Origin of the sequence: Rhizobium sp. NZLR8 (genome assembly GCF_019685025.1) — a bacterium.
Classification (GTDB): Bacteria; Pseudomonadota; Alphaproteobacteria; order Rhizobiales; family Rhizobiaceae; genus Rhizobium.
In genome coordinates, this window is sequence record NZ_JABDVY010000002.1 from 497,843 (window position 1) to 512,637 (window position 14,795).

Below are 14,795 nucleotides of genomic sequence, written 5' to 3' on the forward strand. Positions count from 1 at the left end.
CTTTTGCGCGCTACGCTCCTCTGTCCTTGTTGAACTCCTGGAACAGGCCCTTCAGCCTTTCCTGGACGAACTGATCGAAACCGGGTGCGGTCTTGCCGTCAAAGACGAAGGTCGCACCGGACGCTGTCGTTTTGATCATCACCGGCACGCCGCTAAGCTGGGTTTGGGCAATCGTCGGTTTCGCCGACGCCGTCCGTCTGGTAGCCAGCACGAGCGCCCGGTGAAACCGCTCGTCGCTCGAGATTTTTCGAGCGTCGTCCGCGGACAACTCGGCGATGATTTTCTCGATGTCGGCACCTTCAAGCCGCTCGCCCAGCTCCAACCACCGCCGACGACCGATATCGGGCGCCGCGCCGATGGCATTGACGAGATCAAGGGGAACCTGCCGTATGACGATCAGCATTCTCGACAGCGCCGCCTTATCGACGGCGAGAGCCGCCATGATCACATCGCGGCCGAAGCTCCGTTCTTCGAGCCTCGATGCGAAGAGCGCGCGCTCGATGTAGGAAAGATTGGTTCGAGCGCTGTTTTCCTGCCCCTGGCTGACGACCAGTTGACCGTCCGTGAGCTCGCGGATGACAGCGCGCACCCTGATGCCGATTACTCGAGTGGCGGCCAGACGACGATGGCCGTAGGCAACCTGATACCGTCCCTTGGTTTCGGGATGCGGACGGACGAGGATCGGAACCTGCTGACCGTGCTCGCGGATCTGCTCGACAAGCTGCGCGAGTTCCGTCGCGTCGATCGCCAATCGATCGCTGACGAAGGAGGCGTCGATCAGGGCGGGATCGAGCTCGACGATGGTCTGGCCGGCGGCAAGCTGCCGTTCCAGTTCACTCGCCCGCTCCATTTTCTCCGTAATATTGCCCAGCGTCTTGGTAATGCCGCCGACTGGCGCCGCGCTGCGCTCCTGCGGCACGAACCCGGCGATCGGGCGATTGTCGCGCGGTAGGACCATTTCCACCCTAGCCGGGCTCGGAGCAGAGATTTCGATGAGGTTCTTGCGCGCCATCGACTATTTCCTTCCCCAGGTGGAGCGAAGATGCGCCTCGATCTCGCTATTCACCAAGTTGAGGGACTCCAGCGCCCGATCATAGGTTCCGCGGGTGAACTGCGACCGCTCGACCTCGTAAAGGGTCTGCTTGGTGACGCCAGCGTCGGCGACTGCTGTCGACTTCACCATGGCGTTGTGGAGCATTCGGTTACCGAAGATCGCCCGCATGAAGCCAGTCATCTGGCTCTGCGGCCCGTCGTTCGGCTCGAAGCGCGTCACGAGATAGCGCATCCAGTCATAGCTGGTGCGCCCGCCGGCCTTCTCCACGACCGACATCAGCTCGCTCGTCATCGTCAGAAACTGCGACATCGACATGACGTCGAGCATCTGCGGATGGACCGTGATCAACACCGAGGTCGCTGCGCAGAGCGCCGACATCGTCAAGAACCCCAGCTGCGGCGGGCAGTCGATGACGACGACGTCGTAAAGACTTTCGATCTCGGTCAGGACCTCGCCAATGCGGGCGAAGAACATCGTCTCCGCTTTACCCGACGACATCGCCTTCGGCGTCTCGTGCTCGAACTCCATCAGCTCGAGATTTCCTGGAATGAGATGCAGATTGGGCGTATAGGTGGCGCGCACGATGTCGGCGATTGGGCGCGGATCCTCATAGCGGATGGCGCCGTATATGGTTTCGCCCTCACCGACGTCGAATTCCGGCTGATGGCCGAAAAGAGCCGACAACGAGGCCTGCGGGTCGAGGTCGACGGCGAGCACGCGGTAACCCCTGAGCGCCATGAACTGCGCCAAATGGGCTGCGGTCGTAGTCTTGCCCGAGCCGCCTTTGAAATTCATGACGGAGACGATCTGGAGCTTCTCTCCCGGCCTGCGGGCCGGCACATATTTCGGCGTTCCGTTTCGCTCGTCAAGAACCCGGCGAATCCGATCCATATCCGTTGCGCTATAGAGCCGCCGTCCGTTGGCCAGCGGATCGGGCCCATGGCCATCGGCAGCCACCTGCCGGAGATAACCTTCGCCGATGCCGATAAAGGACGCAGCTTCCGCCGGCGAAAATGTTCTGATGGTCTTTTGGGAAAGCGGCGGGAAGATTTTTGCCTGATGCTGCTGAAGTTGATAGGACAACTCCTTCGCATCTGTTGCCAGAAGCGAAGGGAGATGCTCTTGATCGTCCTGAAGAGCAAGACTCGGCTGCATGATCTGTTTCCCAAATAACTGCGCAATTTTGAACGAAAGCGCCCCAGTTGCGCAGTTACTATATGCCGCGATTCGTGACTGAATTACAAATGCTTAACCAAAAGGCATGTCGAGGCATGCGAAACGGCCGCGGGAAGCTGGCGATTTGGCGGACCAATCGGCGGAATTTGCGCCCACCCGAGCTGCAGAAGAGCAAGGCCAATGCCGTCGTTATGCACATGAATTCATCGAATTTGACCCGGAGAAGCCAGCGGGCGGAAAACCTCGCGTCGGTCGGGTCGAGACGATAGCCGGAAATCGTGTAGCGTCCGCTGGCGCCTGGCCGGTCGCCCGATGGAAATCATCCGTTCCGCACAGACCGCGGCCAAGCCTACATGAGGCAATATCGTCGGCAAATGCCCCGCGCCATGGGCGAGACTATGCTCACCATTGCGCGGGGCGGTCGACGAACCGGGGGAGAATGCAACGAATAACGCTGGAGGCGGCATGTTCGATGGCTATCGTTCTGCAATCAAGCTTTTGTCACACCACGACCGGACCAATGTTGATCCGGCCGCGGGACCGTACCGCTTATTTGTTGGACGCAGCGTCTTCGATGACCTTCGCTACTTTATCGGGATGAGAAACCATTACGACGTGGGACGCACCTTTAACCACAACCGTCTCTTTGGAGCCCGCTCTTTCCGCCATCCATGCAAGCGCTGCCGGCGGTATGTTTTTATCCGCATCGCCGTAAACGAACCAGGAAGGGATATTCTTCCAGCTCGCCGAAGTTGAAGCCTCGCCAAGAGCCTTATCCGTGATCGGACGCTGCGTTGCGGCCATCAGCTTGCCCTCCGCCTTAGATACATCTGCGGCGAATTGATCGTGAAACTCGCCCTGCTTGATGTACAGATCCTTTACTCCACCATCCAACAACACCGGTTCGGCAAGGGTGGGTGCGAGCGTGCTTCCTGGAAACTTACCTGAAAGCGCGAGCGCCGTTTCTCCAACATCGGGCGCGAAGGCCGCGACGAAGACCAGCGATTTAACGTTCGCGCTGTGTGCTGCTGCCTCGTTGATGACTACGCCACCGTAGGAGTGACCGACGAGAACAACGTCGGTCTTCAATCCGGCGACCACTTTGCGCACATAATCGCCATCGGACGTGACGCTTCGAAGCGGATTAGCGACCGCCACCACCGGATATCCATCCTTTTCCAGACGTGTGATCACGCCATTCCAACTGGAGGCATCGGCAAATGCGCCATGAACAAGTACAACCGTCGGCTTTTCGGCCGCGTTGGCATGCAAAAGGCCAGCTACGGTCATTGCGGCGGCGGCGACAAACATCTTCACCATCATCAAACTCCTTTGTATCGTGTACGATTAAATTATGCACAACCATCAACAAAGGCAAGCCCTAAATTCCATATTCACTTTGATTTGAAATTGCCTTTGCCTCGTGTTCACGGTAACCGGTGTTCCGATGCCACATTGCGCTGGCTGCCCTAATCCGTGATCGACTCTATGGATTAGCAACGGGAGTTACTCCGGAGGTCGATGGCGTTGAAGGACGCGACAAATGTGCGCCGGTTGCGGTCATCGTCGAGTCATGATGGCCGCTCGAACGGTCTTCAGAAAGTCCGCGTACTTAACGCCGCTCGCACGGATAACGACCTGTTGCGCAATCATGAGACCAAACAGCATGTAAAGGAACGAAAACAGCCACCAGAGCGGGCGCATAAGGTCGTGCTGGATCACGTAAATGAAGGTGTAAAGAGAGATCGGAAACAGTACGAAGGCTGCCGTGACCAAGCCGGGCGAATAGAAGTGCTTCATCCGAAACATTCTGATCATAGCCGTATGCATCACCACTTCCATGATGCCGAGCATCATCGCGGACATTGCGAGAAACGGGACATTCGGAAAGAACAGTGGCACAAAGGCGATGACCAGCACGTAGGCGGCCGTGACGACTTCTCCAAACCAGCGGCTGCTGGCCGTGAAGTGGAGATGCTCGGTGATCAGTTCCACGAAACCGCCGGGAAACCGCCCTTCTTCCCACAGGTGCATGACCAGTCCGATGAAGAACAGGCCGGACATTCTCTGAAGGACGGTTAGTGCCTCCCAGTTCACGCCGACATAGATTGCCACGCCGACGCCGAGCGCGGCCATGACGTAGAGATTTCGTTCGAGAATGAATCGGATCATGGCGTGGGTTCCTTCTGGTCGGGAATTGATGCGGCCATGCCGCGCAGGATCGTTTCCGCGTGTTGGCTGGCGAGGGCTTCAAGATCGGGCGCATTGGCCCTCGAACCGAACGCCTCGTGATAGAGGAGTGCCACCGAGATCGGGCCGATTATCGAAAAGGCATACAGCCTTGGATCGCCCGGCCTCACTTCGCCTCTGTCCTGCGCTTTGGCGACCATGCCTGCAATGAGATCGAGCATTCGTGCCGCCAGTTCATCATGCCAGACGGCGGCCAGATCGGGGAAGGCACGGCCTTCGGCAAGCATCACGCGGGCCAGACCGGGCAGACGATCATCGCCCAGGCTTTGAGCGGCCCGTTTGAGCAGCATCGGCACGAATTCGGCGAGCGACCCTTCGAAGGCCTTGCCAGCTTTCTCGACCACTTCAAGATGGTTGGTGAGCAGGTGTTGGACAACTGCACGAAACAGAGCCTCCTTGGTATCGAAGTAGCGATACAGCGTGCCTTTCGCGACGCCCGCCCGCCGTGCCACGTCGTCGAGTTTGGTGTTGGCAAACCCGTTTTCCGCAAACAGCGCCATCGCAGCATCGACGATCTCGGAAGGTCGAGCGTCTTTACGGCGGTTCCACTTTGGTTTCGCGTCTGTCATCGGCGACCCTGCTGCGAATGCCAGTCCTTTAGCCATGGAATGAGTGGCGACCACAGGAAGTTGAACAGTTGAATGCCGATCAGCGTGTCGCCCGAGATCAGGCCCCGCGAGAAAGCCACCAATGATGCAGCCAACACGCCGTTCACCAGTAGCCCGGCCAGAAAGATGGTAGCGATGCCAGATCTTCCGATGAGCGGGTTCTTCCAGGTGGCGAAGGCGACCCAGACAGACAGCGGAAGCAGCACGACGAACGCCGTGAGGACGCCTGGATTGTAGTCGCCCGTCGCTGCAAACATGCCGATATGGGACAACGCATTGACGAAGTGGACACCGTAGAGGCCGAGGCCGACAAGCGGATACCGGCGGCTCAGCAACGCGCAGGTCAGGCCTGCGATCCAGATCACCGGAATGTTGATCGCGACGTACAGGGACGGAGGGTAAGCACAGTCCGGATAGGGCGGTTGCCCGAATGTCGCGCAGACGAGATTAGGAAATGCGAAGAACTGCCCGAGCATGTCGACGCCATACTCCTCCGTCTGGTGGAGCATGTACCCGGCGGGAGCAAGCCAGGCCAGCCATCGGGGATCACGCCAACGCGACACGCTTCTTTCGCCGCGTAGCGCATCAGTCCCGAACAGCACCACGAGGAGGATCGCTGCAATGAATAGCCCGATCCACGGCCAGTTCATATCGAACCATCCAAAGGGCATGTGAACTCCTGTCTCGATGCTACAAACGGGCCTTGCATTGACGATTTGACTTGAAGAGAGCATAAATGACTCTGAAGTCAATTACGAGAACTGATCGTTCATCGCCATCCGCAAAGGAACAAGCTATGACCACTCCTGTTTTCGCCATACCTGAATCTACCCCGTTTGAAGACCTGCTTTCCCTGAAAGGCCGCCGTGCCATTATCACGGGTGGAACGCGCGGGATTGGCGAAGCCATCGTGCTGAGGCTCGCCCAGGCGGGTGCCGAAGTCGTCGTAACGGCGCGAGGCCAGGAAGCCCTCACCAAGATCGAGGAAAAGGTGTCGGCCTTCGGCGGGCGTGCCATCGGTTTGCAGGCCGACGCCAGCAAAATGGAAGACGCGAAGCGTGTGATCGATTTTACGGTCAGCAAGCTCGGCGGCGTCGATATTCTGGTCAACAACGCCGCCGTCTTCCCACCGCGCCTTTCGGTCGAAATGACTGAGGAGATTTGGGATCAGACCGTCGATACTGATCTGAAGGGTCCGTTCTTTCTCTCCAAGTTGGCGGCACTCGAAATGATCCAGGCCGGTCATGGCGGACGCATCATCAATGTGCTCTCGACAGAGATATTCAAACCCACCGGCTTCCTCGCCCCCTACGGCGCGGCGAAATCCGGACTGATGGCAGTAACGCAATCGATGGCGGTGGAACTCGGGCCACACGGTATTCAGGTCAACGCGGTCATTCCGGGTGCAACGATGACCGCCGAGCGGATTGCCATGATGCAGAATAGCGCGACCAAGGCACCGTTTTCGGATGCGCCGACCGACGCTCCGCTGACGCTCGCCAAGCAACAGGAATTGCTGCAGAAGGGCGGCTTGGCCGAGCATTTGGGCAACATGCCGCTCGGCCGAACCGGGTATCCTGACGACCTTGCCAAGGCCGTACTGTTCATGGCGTCTGATCTGGCGAGCTATGTGAACGGAACCTCTCTGACCGTCGATGGAGCGCAAACTCTTCGATGAAACCAAGGGTTCTCGGAGAGCATAACTGGTGGAGCTTCTCTGCGAACGCTTGGACACTGGTTCATGATGGCCTTCTTTATATGTGTTGTTCCGCCCGATAGTTCCACGGCAGAAGTTCTTCGATGTGCCTCTGCCTGTGACCCTCTACGATGGCAGTGAGCGTAGCGCTCAGATATGTGAATGGATCGACATCATTGAGCTTGCACGTCTCGACCAGCGAGGCGATGGTCGCCCAGTTCTCCGCCCCAGCGTCATGGCCAGCAAACAGAGCGTTCTTGCGGTTTAGCGCTATCGGTCGGATCGTTCTTTCGACGCTGTTGTTGTCGATCTCGACGCGGCCGTCGGTCAGGAACACGCACAGGCCATCCCAGTATTTGGCGATGTAGGCGAGCGCCTCGCCAAGCGGCGACTTGCCAGCGACACGGGCACGATGTTGGCTCAGCCAGGTCCGCATGTTAGCGATCAACAGCGCTGACCGTGTCTGCCTTCCAGTCAGACGTGCGTCGGGGTTGAGACCGCGCAGCTCGGCTTCGATGCGATAGAGTTCGCCGATCCGCTTCACGCCTTCCTCGGCAATAGGCGCTGGGCCAGTGCGGGTGATCTCGACCAACTTCCGCCGAGCGTGCGCCCAACAGTAGGCCAGCCGGATGTCGGGACCAACACGGTCCGGCGCGATCAGCCGATTATATCCGGCGTAGCCACCCACTTGAAGGATGCCCGTGAACCCATGCAATATCCGTTCGGCATGCTGCCCACCGCGACCGGGAGCATAGGTGAAGGCTACTGCAGGTGGAGCACCGCCGCACCATGGTCGGCCGTCACGAGCCAGCGCCCAGAAGTATCCGGTCTTTGTTTTGCGGGAGCCTGGATCGAGCACCGGTGCACGGGTCTCGTCCATGAACAGCTTCGTCGAACGCTTCAAATCGGCGATCAGAGCATCGAAAACCGGACGAAGTTCGAATGCCGCCCGGCCGACCCAATCGGCGAGTGTCGAACGGTCAAGATCGAGACCCTGGCGGCCCATGATCTGGGCCTGCCGGTAGAGCGGCAGATGGTCGGCATATTTGGAGACCAGCACATGCGCGATGGTTGCTTCGGTCGGCAATCCGGCGTGGATCAGTCTAGCGGGCGCAGGAGCTTGGGCAACACCGTCGGTGCAGGTGCGACAGGCATATTTGGGGCGGCGGGTGACGATGACACGGAACTGCGCAGGGATGACATCCAGCCGTTCGGACACGTCCTCCCCGATGCAATGCAGGCCGCCGCCACAGGTGCAGATCAAGCTCTCCGGTTCGATGGTCTCTTCGACACGAGGAAGGTGTGCGGGAAGAGAGCCACGATTGGCGGCGCGAGGTTTGGGGCTTGGTTTGCCCGAGGGGCTATCGGATTCATCTTCGGCATGGATGGCCGCTATGGCTGTTTCCAGGTCTTCCAATGCGAGATCGAATTGCTCGGGATCGGCCTTCTCGGACCTGCGGCCGAAGGCAGCCTGCTTGAAAGCGGCGACCAGCTTCTCCAGTCGCTCGATCCGGTCATCCTTGCGAACTTCACGCGCCTGAGCCGCGATCAGCATCGCCTTCAGGGCAGCGACATTGTCAGGAAGATCGGCGGCGTCCAACATGGTCGAAGTCTATCAAAGCCAGCTTCACTTCGCCGTTGGAATTTGCCGCCCGAGTCATCGTGACGCACCTATTCGATGGCTTCCGGCGCTCTCGATTCCACAGAACGGACCCGACGCCAGTCGAGCCCGGCAAACAGCGCCTCGAACTGAGCATGCCCCAAGGTCATCAGACCGTCCCGGATATCTGGCCAGGTGAAGGTGTGTTCTTCGAGCCGCTTGTAAGCCATCACCAGACCGGTGCCATCCCAGTAGATCAGCTTCAACCGGTCGGCCTTGCGTGACCGGAATATGAAGACTGTTCCTGTGAATGGGTCCTTATGCAGCTCGTTCTTTACCAGCGCCGCCAGCCCATCGTGGCCTTTACGGAAGTCGACAGGCTTGGTCGCCACCATGATCCGAACCCGGTTCGATGGAAAGATCATGCCGGAACCGCGCATGCACGCGCGACAGCGGCGATCCGGGCGGCAGACGCGCCTTCTTCCAGACGGATCGTGATACCGCCAACGATGACCTCGGGGCGACTGGCTCTTTTGATCGGCGGCTCCGCAGCGGGCGGATCGATGATCACCGCTGCGAACTCTACCGCATCCTCGGGTGCAGGTAGTACAAGCTTTCCCTGCCGCGCCATCGTTCGCCAAGTCGAGAGGTGGTTCGGCTTCAGGCCGTGACGCTCTGCGACCTCATTGACCATCGCGCCGGGCCGAAGGCTCTCCGAAACGATCTGCGCCTTCACCTCGTCCGGCCAGTGCCGGTGAACCTCACGTCCAGACTTCCTGGTCGTGAGAACCTCCAATGTAGTCTCCATGGAGAAACTCCCGTTGCTTGTCCATGGATAGGCGATCACAGATCAGGGCGGCGATGACAATGTGGGAGCAGAACACCGGTTACTGTTCACGAAGTAACGTCAACTCCGGTCGATAGGAAACCTCCAAAGACGGTCGCGCAGCGATAGCCGAGGTCGGTACGAGGTTCAGGGTCTCAACGGATTTCGGCGTGAATTTCTCTACAGGCGAAACGAGGCCATTCGCCGGCAGAACTAATCCGCCATCGATTGGTAGAGCCAGTCGGAGAGCGTCTCGGCCGCCACCCGTGCGCCGGCGCCGGGAAGCAATGCGTCATCGGTCAATTCGACACCGAAATACGATGTGGACGGATCCGTTATCACCGGCCGCTCGTCTTCGTTCGCGGCCAGATAGATCCGTGCGACGTCATCGATACCGAACTGTTCCGGGCCGCCGATTTCGACGATACCGCCCAAAGGCGTTGCGAGGGTCAATTCGGCCAGAAAGGCGGCGACCTCCGAGGCTGCGACCGGCCTCATCAAGGCTGGCGGCAATCGAAAGACGTCGCCTTGCGCACCGATGTCGATCAATCCGTTTATGAACTCGTAAAACTGGGTGGAGCGGAGGATCGTATGGGGGCGATTTGAAGCCCGGATGAGATTTTCCTGCACCATTTTCGCGCGAAAATAGTCGCTTTCCACGAGCCGGGGCGCGCCGACGACGGAGAGGGCGAGATAATGCCCGACGCCTGCCTCGGAGGCGGCGGCAAGCAAATTCTTCGTCGACGCCCTGAAGAAATCCAGTGCCGCACTGTCGCCGAATGATGCGGCGTTGGTCACGTCCACGACGGCGTCGGCTCCCGCTATAGCCGCGTCAAGGCCTTTACCGGTCACCGTATCGACGCCAAACGACAAGGACGCGTCCGTAACCTCGTGGCCCAACCGGCGCAGGCCTTCACTGAGCCGCGTTCCGATGAGACCGCTTGCTCCCACCACGGTGATTTTCATGTCTGCATCCTCACGATCGATTGGATCGACAATGACCGGAAGGCCAAAACCCTTCCATCATGCGTGTGGCTCGGCGCCTTAGCCGTAGGTACAATGGAGTAGACCGAAGGTTTAGGATGACCCACCGGAACGGGAGCGGTCTCCCGCTTGCTCCTTCGCGCCGACGATCCGGACCCGGTGCAACACTACCCCTCCGCGCAATGTATGGATTTCCATGAGTTGCGACGGTGGTTTGACGGGATTACGGTTCGTAGCATGAGCTCGCCAGCCCCGACATCAAGAACGAGTGCTGCACCAAATGCTGATGATCCCCCGGCCTTGTCTGTCCGGCAGGAGCGGTGGATGACGAACGTCTGGTCGCACCGCCCCCGCGCCCTGTATCTCGGGCTCTTCATCGCCGCCTATGTGCTCGGCTGCGGCTTTGCCCAATCGCTCGCGATCGTGCCGGGAACGGGCATTTCCATCTGGCCTCCGGGCGGGCTTTTCATCGCAACGCTCATCCTCGCCCCCAGGCGCAGCTGGCCGTGGTGGATATTGGGGGGCTGCCTGGCCGAGCTGTTCAGCAATGCCCTCTGGTTCCACAGTCCGCTGCCGGCGGCCTTTCTGATGTATGTCGGCAACGCTCTTGAAGCAGTGGTCGCGGCATGGCTGGTCAATCGGACCTTGAAGCGGCCGGCTCAGTTGGAAACCTTGCAGGAGGTTCTCGCATTCATCGTCCTGGGCGCCGGAATTGCGCCAATCGTGAGCGCGACGGTGGGAAGCGCGACGCTCGCGTGGTTCGGCATCCAATCGCAGTCCTTCGTGACCGCCTGGCCTCTCTGGTGGATCGGTGATGCAACCGGCGTCCTGATCGTCGCGCCGCTGGCGCTCTCCGTCTTCCATAACTGGCGCGGCAAGACCCGGCTCTCGGCGGCGCAATGGGTGGAGGCTTGCGTCCTTGGGCTGATTTTTCTCGGTGTCGCCGCTCTTTCGCTCAGCGGCTACCTTCCCTTCGCCTACATCATCATGCCGCCCCTTCTTTGGGCCGCAGTCCGCTTCGAATTCAAGGGTGCGGCCATATCGCTCGCCCTCCTCGCCCTGATTACGGTCGTCTTCACGATAACCGGCGCCGGCCAATTTGTCGGCGATGCCGAGTCCCAGAAACACAAGCAGATCATGCTGCAGCTTTTCCTGGCGATCTCGGCATTTTCGGCGCTGATCGTCGCCGCCATATCCAGGCAACATCAGCTGGCCGTGCTCACGTTGCGCCAAAGCGTTGAGACGTTGCGCGAGCAGGAGCGGGAGCTCTCGCAGCTTGTCGACATGGTTCCGAGCCACGTCTGGCGTCTGACACCCCAGGGCGAACCGACCTTCTTCAACAGACGGATGATCGATTTCCTCGGTCTCGATGTCGCGGATTCGGACAGGCCCGGCATGAGCCGGCTGGAAGCGGTCATCGAGGCCATCATTCACCCCGATGATGCAACCGGCTTCGGGGAGGCGCTCAACCATTGCCTCGTGACCGGCGAAAACTTCGCCATGCGGTATCGGCTGCGTCGCGCCGACGGCATCTATCATTGGATGTCGAGCCGCGCCGAGCCGATGCGGGATCGGGCCGGCAGCATCGTCCAATGGTATGGCCTTTGCCACGACATCGACGATCAGGTCCGTGCCGAAGAGGCGGTGCGCCAGAGCGAGCGAGCGCTGCAGCAGATGATCGACGCGGTGCCGGTTCGCGTCTGGAGCGTGGAGCCGGCGAGCGGGTCGGTCTATTTCAACAAACGCTATCAGGACCATTTCCGCGCCGTCATCGCCAATTTCGACGCTCTCGGCGAGCCGCGCATCGAAGAACTGCTGCGGCAGCTGATTCATCCCGAAGACGCGCCCGACGTCCAGCGCACGCTGCAGAACTGTTTCGAAAGCGGCGGCGGTACCGCCATGCGGTTTCGCTGGCGCGAAAAAGACGACATCTACCGCTGGGCGGAATGCAGGGTGGAACCCCGGCGCGACGGCAACGGAACTGTCGTGCAGTGGTACGGCGTTTCTCTCGACGTCGACGAAGAGGTGCGCGCCCTGGAAGCATTGCGTGATCGCGAGCGCGAACTGTCGCAGCTTGTGGACATGGTCCCGGTTCACATTGGCCGCATGGCGCCCGACGGCAAACCGACCTTCTTCAGCAGGCGCACCCTGCAATCCATTGGAATAGATGACGTCGCTGCCTGGGACAGGCCTGATATCAGTCGATTGGCGGCCATCATCGGGGCGACCGTGCATCCAGAGGATGGACCTCGTATGAAAGAGGTGCTCGCTCACGCGCTTGCGACCGGCGAGCCTTACACAATCCGGTATCGCCGGCGCCGCGCCGACGGCGTATATCGCTGGATGCAAGGTCGCGCGGAGCCGTTGCGGGATCAGAATGGCGCGATCGTGCAATGGTACGCGGCTGCGATCGACATCGATGACGAGGTCAGCGCACAACAGGCCCTGCGTGAGCGGGAACGGGAGCTGTCACAGCTCGTCGACATCGTACCGAGCCTTCTCTGGCGCCTGAATGCCGAGGGGGAGCCGACCTTCTTCAACCAGCGGCTGATCAATTTTCTCGGTCCCGATATTGCAGACACAGGCAAGCCCGGTATGAACCGGCTGTCCGCCATCATCGAAGCCGCCATTCATCCCGACGATGCGGAGAGCCTTGCCGAGGCGCTAAGGCATTCCTTCGCCACCGGCGAGCGCTTCTCGAAACAATATCGCCTGCGGCGCGCTGATGGCGTCTACCGCTGGGTCAGAGGCAGCGCCGAACCGTTGAGGGACGAGAGCGGGCGGATCATTCAATGGTACGGCCTGACCCATGACATCGACGATCAACTTCGCATCGAGGAGGAGTTGCGTGAGAGGGAGCGGTCGCTCTGGCAGATCGTCGAAACGCTGCCGGCAATGATCGATTGCGCAGCGCCCGATGGGGAGCCGGTATACCGCAACCCTCAGCTGCGCGATTTTCTCGGATATAAGCTCGAAGAGCTGGACGGTACGGGAAAAACCCGGCTGGACGGCACGCTCGATGCCGGCGTTCATCCCGACGACGTGGCCGGGGTCAAAGAGAACTATGCCCATTCATTGCGCACCGGCGAGCCCTATGCGCGCCGGCATCGTCTGCGGCGCCACGATGGCGAATATCGCTGGGTCGAGACGCGTGCGGCACCGATGCGCAATGCCGAAGGCGTTATCGTCCAGTGGAACGTCATCTGCCTTGATATCGACAGTGAGGTTCGCACGGAAGAAGATCTGCGTCAGGCGCGAGAGGGCCTTGCGCGGGCAAGCCAGGTGGCGAGCCTTGCCGAGCTTTCGGCCTCCATCGCCCATGAGGTGAACCAGCCGCTCGCGGCCGTCGTCGCCAACTCGCATGCCTGCCAGCGCTGGCTGATGGCGGAACCGCCGAATATGGAGCGGGCACAGAGGACGGTCGAGCGCATCATCCGCGACGCCAACTCGGCCGCGGATGTCGTCAGCCGTATCCGCGCCCTGTTCAAGCAATCCGCAGACCGGAGGGTCTACACGACGCTCGCCGGCGTCGTCGACGAAGCCCGCAATCTCATGGCCGACGAAGCGGCACGGCGGAGCGTCAGGCTGAACGTGGACGTCGATGCAAACCTTCCGCTTATCGCCATCGATCGGGTCCAGATCCAGCAGGTCCTGATCAATCTCGTCCGCAACGGCATCGAGGCGATGGACACTGTCGCCGGCGACAAGGTGATCGGCATGCGCGTGCGCCATATGGGGAATGCCGTACAGACCGAAATCAGTGATCGCGGTCAGGGTATCGCGTTCCCCGAGAAGATGTTCGAGCCGTTCTTCACGACCAAGGAAAATGGCATGGGCATGGGTCTGGCGATCTGCCGCTCGATCGTCGAGCTGCACGGCGGACGATTGTGGGCAGAGAAGAACAATCCGCACGGAGCGACGTTGATCTTCACGTTGCCGATAGAAACGAAGGCGGCGTCATGACGGTCGATGACCATATCGTCTTCATCGTCGATGACGACGGACGTGTCCGGGAGGCGCTCAGCGAGCTCATGGACGCGCACGGCATGCGCGCCATCGCCTTCGAATCCGCCGGCGATTACGTGAGAGCGGACAAGTCGGATGTAGCCGCCTGCCTCATCCTCGATATCGAGCTGCCTGACATCAACGGCCTCGACCTGCAGAGACAGATCGCCGACGGGGATCATCCGCCGATCGTCTTCATTACCGGACATGGCGACATCCCCTCGTCCGTGCGTGCGATCAAAAGCGGCGCCGTGGATTTCCTGACCAAACCGTTCAGTGACGCGGATCTCCTGGCAGCAATCCATGCGGCGCTCGCCCAGGATCGGGTGAAGCGATCGGAACGTGCCGAACTCGATATGCTCAAACGACACTATCTCGACCTGACGCCGCGCGAGCGCGAGGTGCTGCCGCTCGTGGTCAGCGGTCTTCTCAACAAGCAGGCAGCAGCCGAATTGGGGATCAGCGAAGTTACGCTGCAGATCCATAGAAGAAATGTGATGCAGAAAATGGCGGCGGCGTCGCTCGCCGATCTCGTGCGGATCGCGGAGAAATTGGAAATACCGATTACCCACTCGCGCCGAGTGGGGGGGAATTGA

13 protein-coding genes are annotated in these 14,795 nt (G+C 60.1%); 3 read left to right on the top strand and 10 right to left on the bottom strand.

Annotated elements, in window-relative coordinates; genetic code table 11:
- Window positions 1–10 precede the first annotated feature (10 nt).
- From repB to HJB89_RS06445, 6 genes are all read right to left on the bottom strand, one after another.
- Complete coding sequence (gene repB, locus HJB89_RS06420; RefSeq protein WP_207584776.1) at window positions 11–1,012, bottom strand: plasmid partitioning protein RepB; 1,002 nt, start codon at window positions 1,010–1,012, stop codon at window positions 11–13.
- A 3-nt stretch (window positions 1,013–1,015) separates the two neighbouring features.
- Window positions 1,016–2,209 (bottom strand): plasmid partitioning protein RepA, encoded by a 1,194-nt coding sequence (gene repA / locus HJB89_RS06425; RefSeq protein ID WP_221115039.1) that lies wholly within the window; start codon window positions 2,207–2,209, stop codon window positions 1,016–1,018.
- A gap of 570 nt (window positions 2,210–2,779) precedes the next feature.
- On the bottom strand, window positions 2,780–3,550 hold the full coding sequence (locus HJB89_RS06430) for an alpha/beta fold hydrolase (RefSeq protein WP_221149290.1): 771 nt from the start codon (window positions 3,548–3,550) through the stop codon (window positions 2,780–2,782).
- A 240-nt stretch (window positions 3,551–3,790) separates the two neighbouring features.
- Entirely contained in the window at window positions 3,791–4,402 is a 612-nt protein-coding gene (locus HJB89_RS06435; protein ID WP_221115041.1) for an HXXEE domain-containing protein, read from the bottom strand.
- Window positions 4,399–5,085: a TetR/AcrR family transcriptional regulator gene (locus HJB89_RS06440; RefSeq protein WP_221149297.1), complete on the bottom strand. Its 687-nt coding sequence runs from the start codon at window positions 5,083–5,085 to the stop codon at window positions 4,399–4,401. The genes HJB89_RS06435 and HJB89_RS06440 overlap by 4 nt, the downstream gene beginning before the upstream one ends.
- Window positions 5,046–5,759: an HXXEE domain-containing protein gene (locus HJB89_RS06445; protein WP_221149301.1), complete on the bottom strand. Its 714-nt coding sequence runs from the start codon at window positions 5,757–5,759 to the stop codon at window positions 5,046–5,048. The genes HJB89_RS06440 and HJB89_RS06445 overlap by 40 nt, the downstream gene beginning before the upstream one ends.
- 125 nt (window positions 5,760–5,884) lie before the next feature.
- Between HJB89_RS06445 and HJB89_RS06450 the strand changes: the two genes are divergently transcribed.
- The gene (locus tag HJB89_RS06450; RefSeq protein ID WP_221115044.1) at window positions 5,885–6,766 is read left to right on the top strand and encodes an SDR family NAD(P)-dependent oxidoreductase; all 882 of its coding nucleotides are present in this window, start codon (window positions 5,885–5,887) and stop codon (window positions 6,764–6,766) included.
- Between the two features lie 76 nt (window positions 6,767–6,842).
- Here the strand turns inward: HJB89_RS06450 and tnpC are convergent, their stop codons facing one another.
- From tnpC to HJB89_RS06470, 4 genes are all read right to left on the bottom strand, one after another.
- The gene (gene tnpC / locus HJB89_RS06455; RefSeq protein WP_221149304.1) at window positions 6,843–8,387 is read right to left on the bottom strand and encodes an IS66 family transposase; all 1,545 of its coding nucleotides are present in this window, start codon (window positions 8,385–8,387) and stop codon (window positions 6,843–6,845) included.
- A gap of 68 nt (window positions 8,388–8,455) precedes the next feature.
- Window positions 8,456–8,809, bottom strand: coding sequence for an IS66 family insertion sequence element accessory protein TnpB (tnpB, locus tag HJB89_RS06460; RefSeq protein WP_221149436.1), 354 nt, complete (start codon window positions 8,807–8,809; stop codon window positions 8,456–8,458).
- On the bottom strand, window positions 8,806–9,192 hold the full coding sequence (gene tnpA, locus HJB89_RS06465) for an IS66-like element accessory protein TnpA (protein WP_221149305.1): 387 nt from the start codon (window positions 9,190–9,192) through the stop codon (window positions 8,806–8,808). Before tnpA ends, tnpB begins: the two co-directional genes overlap by 4 nt.
- Before the next feature lie 231 nt (window positions 9,193–9,423).
- Window positions 9,424–10,176 carry an SDR family oxidoreductase gene (locus HJB89_RS06470; protein WP_221115048.1) on the bottom strand — a complete coding sequence of 251 codons (753 nt, stop codon included), beginning with the start codon at window positions 10,174–10,176 and terminating at the stop codon, window positions 9,424–9,426.
- A gap of 342 nt (window positions 10,177–10,518) precedes the next feature.
- On the opposite strand from HJB89_RS06470, the gene HJB89_RS06475 reads away from it, so the two are divergent.
- Both HJB89_RS06475 and HJB89_RS06480 read left to right on the top strand, forming a co-directional pair.
- Window positions 10,519–14,157 (top strand): PAS domain-containing protein, encoded by a 3,639-nt coding sequence (locus HJB89_RS06475; protein ID WP_221132580.1) that lies wholly within the window; start codon window positions 10,519–10,521, stop codon window positions 14,155–14,157.
- Window positions 14,154–14,795 (top strand): response regulator transcription factor, encoded by a 642-nt coding sequence (locus HJB89_RS06480; protein WP_221115050.1) that lies wholly within the window; start codon window positions 14,154–14,156, stop codon window positions 14,793–14,795. The genes HJB89_RS06475 and HJB89_RS06480 overlap by 4 nt, the downstream gene beginning before the upstream one ends.

Bases quoted from the DNA above. Each gene is read 5' to 3' on its own strand.
- repB (WP_207584776.1), bottom strand. From the start codon at position 1,012: ATGGCGCGCAAGAACCTCATCGAAATCTCTGCTCCGAGCCCGGCTAGG.
- repA (WP_221115039.1), bottom strand. From the start codon at position 2,209: ATGCAGCCGAGTCTTGCTCTTCAGGACGATCAAGAGCATCTCCCTTCG.
- HJB89_RS06430 (WP_221149290.1), bottom strand. From the start codon at position 3,550: ATGGTGAAGATGTTTGTCGCCGCCGCCGCAATGACCGTAGCTGGCCTT.
- HJB89_RS06435 (WP_221115041.1), bottom strand. From the start codon at position 4,402: ATGATCCGATTCATTCTCGAACGAAATCTCTACGTCATGGCCGCGCTC.
- HJB89_RS06440 (WP_221149297.1), bottom strand. From the start codon at position 5,085: ATGGCTAAAGGACTGGCATTCGCAGCAGGGTCGCCGATGACAGACGCG.
- HJB89_RS06445 (WP_221149301.1), bottom strand. From the start codon at position 5,759: ATGCCCTTTGGATGGTTCGATATGAACTGGCCGTGGATCGGGCTATTC.
- HJB89_RS06450 (WP_221115044.1), top strand. From the start codon at position 5,885: ATGACCACTCCTGTTTTCGCCATACCTGAATCTACCCCGTTTGAAGAC.
- tnpC (WP_221149304.1), bottom strand. From the start codon at position 8,387: ATGTTGGACGCCGCCGATCTTCCTGACAATGTCGCTGCCCTGAAGGCG.
- tnpB (WP_221149436.1), bottom strand. From the start codon at position 8,809: ATGATCTTTCCATCGAACCGGGTTCGGATCATGGTGGCGACCAAGCCT.
- tnpA (WP_221149305.1), bottom strand. From the start codon at position 9,192: ATGGAGACTACATTGGAGGTTCTCACGACCAGGAAGTCTGGACGTGAG.
- HJB89_RS06470 (WP_221115048.1), bottom strand. From the start codon at position 10,176: ATGAAAATCACCGTGGTGGGAGCAAGCGGTCTCATCGGAACGCGGCTC.
- HJB89_RS06475 (WP_221132580.1), top strand. From the start codon at position 10,519: ATGACGAACGTCTGGTCGCACCGCCCCCGCGCCCTGTATCTCGGGCTC.
- HJB89_RS06480 (WP_221115050.1), top strand. From the start codon at position 14,154: ATGACGGTCGATGACCATATCGTCTTCATCGTCGATGACGACGGACGT.